We start from the raw sequence: 3,680 nt of genomic DNA, 5'->3' as shown, positions 1-3,680 counted from the left end.
CGGGCGGCCGAGCCGGCGGGCTAGCTTCACCAGGTGTGCACCGGCTGGTTGTCGTGCATCCGCGCGCGGTAGTCGCCGAGCACCGCCCGCAGCGCATCGGGACGGTCGTCGCTCTCGCGCTGCTGGACCTGGCGCACGAACCAGTCCGCGCCGTTGGTCGTCGCCAGGCAGCGCTGCTCGATGATGTCGAGGTACTTGTGCGCCTCCTCGGAGCCGACTCCCCAGGCGGCGAGCCCGTCGTGCGCCAGTGGCAGCAGGCGCCGCACGACGAGCTCGGTCGCGCGCACCCGGCCCAGGCCCGGCCAGTAGACCTCGGCGTCGATGCCGTGCCGGGCCGCGGTGTGGAAGTTCTCCTCGGCTGCGCTGAAGGACATCTGCGACCACAACGGGCGCTCGTTCTCCGCGAGCGCCCGGACCAGCCCGAAGTAGAACGCGGCGTTGGCCACGGTGTCGACGACCGTCGGTCCGGCGGCGAGGATCCGGTTCTCGACGCGCAGGTGCGGGAGCCCGCCGCTGATGTCGTAGACGGGCCGGTTCCAGCGGTAGATCGTGCCGTTGTGCAGCCGCAGCTCCGACAGGTTGGGCGTGCCGCCGGCCTCCAGCACCGTCAGGGGGTCCTCCTCGTCGATGACGGGCAGCAGCGCCGGGAAGTAGCGGACGTTCTCCTCGAAGAGGTCAAAGACCGAGGTGATCCATCGCTCCCCGAACCAGACGCGGGGCCGCACGCCCTGCACCTTGAGCTCCTCGCTGCGGGTGTCGGTGGCCTGCTCGAACAGCGGGATCCGGGTCTCGGACCACAGGTGCTTGCCGAGGAGGTACGGCGCATTGGCCCCCACGGCGAGCTGGATGCCGGCGATCGCCTGTGAGGCGTTCCAGTACGACGCGAACCGTTCGGGGCTGACCTGCACGTGGAGCTGGGTGCTGGTGCACGCGGCCTCCGGGACGATCGTGTCCACGGTGGTGGCCAGTCGCTCGACGCCCTGGATGTCGATGCTGATGTCCTCGCCGCGGGCGCGCAGCACCTGCTCGCTGAGCAGCTGGTAGCGGGGGTTGGCGCTGATGGCCTCGGCCTGCAGGTGCTCGGCGCGCAGCGTCGGCAGGATGCCGATCATCACCAGGTGCGCGCCCAGCGGTGCGGCCTTGTCCTCGGCCGCGTTGAGGCTCGCGCGCAGCTGGGACTCGTAGGACTCCAGTCCCCCACCGGCCAGCGGGCCGGGCGGCATGTTGAGCTCGATGTTGAACTGGCCGAGCTCGGTCTGGAAGTCGGGATCCGCGATGGCGTCGAGGACCTCGGCGTTGCGCAACGCCGGGTCACCCGCGTCATCGATCAGGTTGAGCTCGACCTCCAGGCCGGTCCACGGATCGTCGGTGTCGAACGCCGACTCGCGCAGCATCCGCTCGAACACGTCGAGACAGCGCCGGACCTTCTCCCGGTAGCGGGTCCGGTCAGCTGGTGTGAACTCCTGTGCAACGACGGCGTCACCCATGCACCGACCCTAGACCCAGCGCCCAGTCGAATCCTCCCTCCCAGAACTCGGGCGGCACGGCCTGTTGCAGCAGCGAGCCGAGGTATGCCGCCATCGCGTAGACGGGCTCGACCTCCTGGCACCTGTCCAGCGCCACCCATGCCTTCGCGCCGTCACCGGCCTGCCAAGCGGCCCACGCCAGCAGCGCGGCAGGGGCCGGGACGAGCGGCCCCGGGGCGCGGCGCACCAGGTCGGACCAGAACCTCACGTGGGCCTCCGCGTTGCGCCGCGTGATCAGCGACCACGCGGCGTCGCGGACCCGGGACGCCTGCATCACCCACAGCAGCCGCGCCGCCTCGTCGTCGGACGGCCCGGCCCCGGCGGCCACGAGCTCGGCGACGCGTCGCTCGACCCACCTGCCCTCGCGCCGGATGGATCGCCCGTCGTTCGGCATGTCCTCGTCGGCGAAGCCGCCGGACACCAGGGCCTGCTGGACCCGCGCCGTCGCCTGCGGGTCGGGCTCCAGGGACGCGACGAGATCGCCCCTGCTGCGGTGGCTGAGGCGCCCGCTGACGAGGGCCTCGACGACGAACGGGTGGGCCGAGACGTCGTACGGCGTCCCGGGCGAGTGCCGTCCGGGGCCGTCGAGGTCGGCGTACCGCTCACCGTCGGCGAAGAGCGCAGACGCAACCACGATCCCCGACCGTCGACACCCGCGCCGCAGGACGCGGTGTGCCGCACGAGCGGCCGCGCGATCGGCGGCGAAGTAGAGCAGCACCACGTGCTGTGCGTGTTGGCGACGCGCGGGGCCCAGCAGCATCTCGTCGAGCGCGCGCTGGACGTCGAGGGTCTGGACCTCGAGGGGAGGCAGGTCGATGCGCGCGTGGAAGGGCCGGTCGGCGCCGAAGGTCATCATCACGACGGACTCCTCGGGCCAGAAGCCCAGGACGACGGGGGCGATGGCCAACAGGTCCTCGGGGCTGCGGATGGTCAGGGAGGCAGGTGTCGTTGTCATGCCGGAACCGTCCCGGTGGGCCCCGACCGCGGGCCCGTGGCCGCCAGCACGCTGTGCACCCACGGTTTCCGGAAACGCCCCTGTGGACAGTTCGAGGACAGGTTCGTCCCCGGTGACGACTAACGTGACGCGCGTGCGTGCCCAGGCCTCGGTCCTCCATCTGGACCTCGATGCCTTCTTCGCGGCCGTCGAGCAGCGCGACAAGCCGTCCCTGCGCGGGAAACCGGTGATCGTCGGCGGGGTCGGCGGGCGGGGCGTGGTGTCGACCGCCTCCTACGAGGCCCGGGCGTACGGCGTCCGGTCGGCCATGTCGACCCGAGAGGCTCGCGCACGCTGTCCCCAGGCCGCCTTCCTCTCCGGTCGCTTCGACGCCTACCGCGCGGCCAGCACCGCGGTGATGACCGTGCTGCGCTCGTGCTCGCCCCTGGTCGAGCCGTTGTCCCTCGACGAGGCCTTCGTCGACCTCGAACGAGCCCACCTGCCCGATCTCGAGGTGCCGACCGTGACGGCGTTCGCCGAGGACCTGCGCCAGCGCGTCCACGAGGTCACCGGCGGGCTCACCGCCTCGGTCGGCGTCGCCTCGTCGAAGTTCCTCGCCAAGGTCGCCAGCGAGCTGCGCAAGCCCGACGGCCTGACCGTGATCACCCCGGGCACCGAGATCGCACTGCTCCATCCGATGCGGGTCTCGGTCATCCCCGGCGTCGGGCCGGCCACCGTCGAGCGGCTGCGGCGCATCGGCGTGCACACCGTTGCCGAGCTCGCGGCGATCAGCCTGGAGGAGCTGGTCAGCATCGTCGGCAAGGCCCAGGGCGCCTCGCTGCACCAACTGGCCCGCGCGCAGGACGACCGCGCCGTCGTACCCGACCGGGAGACGAAGTCGGTCAGCGTCGAGAGCACCTACGAGCACGACCTGACCGACCGGCGGCTGATGGAGTCCATCGTCGTCCGGCAGGCCGGGGAGGTCGCGCGCCGGATGCGGGCAAGTGGCCTGTCGGGGCGGACCGTGTCGCTCAAGGTGCGGCTCTACGACTTCACGACCCTCAGCCGGTCCTCGACCCTCCCGGCGCCGACGGAGGAGACCGCCACCATCGCCCGGCTCGCGCGCTCCCTGCTGGCCGACCTCGACACGTCCGGCGGCGTCCGGTTGCTCGGCGTGGGCGTCTCCGGGCTCGCCGACTGGGTCCAGGAGGACCTGTTCG

Annotated in this window: 3 protein-coding genes; 1 reads left to right on the top strand and 2 read right to left on the bottom strand. The window is 71.9% G+C overall.

The annotated features are described in order from the left end of the window. Positions 1-26 precede the first annotated feature (26 nt). Positions 27-1,487 carry a glutamate--cysteine ligase gene (locus tag ACOADB_RS15545; RefSeq protein WP_378600332.1) on the bottom strand — a complete coding sequence of 487 codons (1,461 nt, stop codon included), beginning with the start codon at positions 1,485-1,487 and terminating at the stop codon, positions 27-29. Beyond that, entirely contained in the window at positions 1,480-2,481 is a 1,002-nt protein-coding gene (locus tag ACOADB_RS15540; RefSeq protein ID WP_378600330.1) for a DUF4192 domain-containing protein, read from the bottom strand. The genes ACOADB_RS15545 and ACOADB_RS15540 overlap by 8 nt, the downstream gene beginning before the upstream one ends. Before the next feature lie 133 nt (positions 2,482-2,614). Here ACOADB_RS15540 and ACOADB_RS15535 point away from each other — a divergent pair. Next, positions 2,615-3,680, top strand: a 1,066-nt coding sequence (locus tag ACOADB_RS15535; RefSeq protein ID WP_378600328.1) for a DNA polymerase IV, incomplete at its 3' end; no start/stop codon positions are given.

Origin of the sequence: Nocardioides sp. CPCC 206348, from assembly GCF_048654705.1 — a bacterium.
Classification (GTDB): domain Bacteria; phylum Actinomycetota; class Actinomycetes; order Propionibacteriales; family Nocardioidaceae; genus Nocardioides.
This window is presented reverse-complemented; position numbering and strand designations above follow the sequence as displayed.

What these genes read in the sequence shown, in the direction of transcription:
- ACOADB_RS15545 (WP_378600332.1), bottom strand. Translation starts at nt 1,487, where the DNA reads ATGGGTGACGCCGTCGTTGCACAGGAGTTCACACCAGCTGACCGGACC.
- ACOADB_RS15540 (WP_378600330.1), bottom strand. Translation starts at nt 2,481, where the DNA reads ATGACAACGACACCTGCCTCCCTGACCATCCGCAGCCCCGAGGACCTG.